The sequence below is a fragment of the Cupriavidus alkaliphilus genome (assembly GCF_900094595.1).
Classification (GTDB): domain Bacteria; phylum Pseudomonadota; class Gammaproteobacteria; order Burkholderiales; family Burkholderiaceae; genus Cupriavidus; species Cupriavidus alkaliphilus.
The window spans coordinates 1-1,004 of the sequence record NZ_FMAD01000034.1 but is presented as its reverse complement, the minus strand read 5'-3'; the positions used below and the strand labels follow the sequence as shown (position 1 = coordinate 1,004).

The 1,004-nt window shown below is 67.3% G+C and carries 1 protein-coding gene; it reads left to right on the top strand.

Annotated elements, in window-relative coordinates; translation table 11 throughout:
- Window positions 1–1,004: S-(hydroxymethyl)glutathione dehydrogenase/class III alcohol dehydrogenase (locus GA0116996_RS27870; protein ID WP_092318378.1), on the top strand; the 1,004-nt coding region annotated here is incomplete at both ends.

The window sequence follows — 1,004 nt, the reverse complement described above, 5'->3', positions numbered from 1 at the left end:
CCGCTGACGATCGAAGACGTCGACCTCGACGGCCCGCGCGCCGGCGAAGTGCTGGTGGAAGTGAAGGCCACCGGCATCTGCCACACCGACTACTACACGCTGTCCGGCGCCGACCCGGAAGGCATCTTCCCCGCGATCCTGGGCCATGAGGGCGCGGGCATCGTCACCGACGTCGGCCCGGGCGTGACCTCGCTCAGGCCCGGCGACCACGTGATCCCGCTGTACACGCCGGAATGCCGCCAGTGCAAGTTCTGCCTGTCGCGCAAGACCAACCTGTGCCAGGCCATCCGCGCCACCCAGGGCAAGGGCCTGATGCCGGACGGCACCTCGCGCTTCTCGCTCGACGGCAAGCCCGTCTTCCACTACATGGGCACCTCCACCTTCGCCAACCACATCGTGGTGCCGGAGATCGCGCTGGCCAGGATCCGCCCGGATGCGCCGTTCGACAAGGTCTGCTACATCGGCTGCGGCGTCACCACCGGCGTGGGCGCGGTGCTGTTCACCGCCAAGGTCGAGGCCGGCGCCAACGTGGTCGTGTTCGGCCTGGGCGGCATCGGCCTGAACGTGATCCAGGCGGCGAAGATGGTTGGTGCCGACAAGATCATCGGCGTCGACCTGAACCCGGCGCGCGAGGCCATGGCGCGCAAGTTCGGCATGACCCACTTCATCAACCCGAAAGAGGTCGACAACGTGGTCGACCACATCATCCAGTTGACCGACGGCGGCGCGGACTACTCGTTCGAATGCATCGGCAACACGCAGGTCATGCGCCAGGCGCTGGAGTGCTGCCACAAGGGCTGGGGCAAGTCGATCATCATCGGCGTGGCCGAGGCCGGCGCGGAGATCTCGACGCGTCCGTTCCAGCTGGTGACCGGGCGCGAGTGGAAAGGCTCCGCCTTCGGCGGCGCGCGCGGCCGCACCGACGTGCCCAAGATCGTCGACTGGTACATGGAAGGCAAGCTCAATATCGACGACCTGATCACGCACACGCTGCCGCTGGAGCG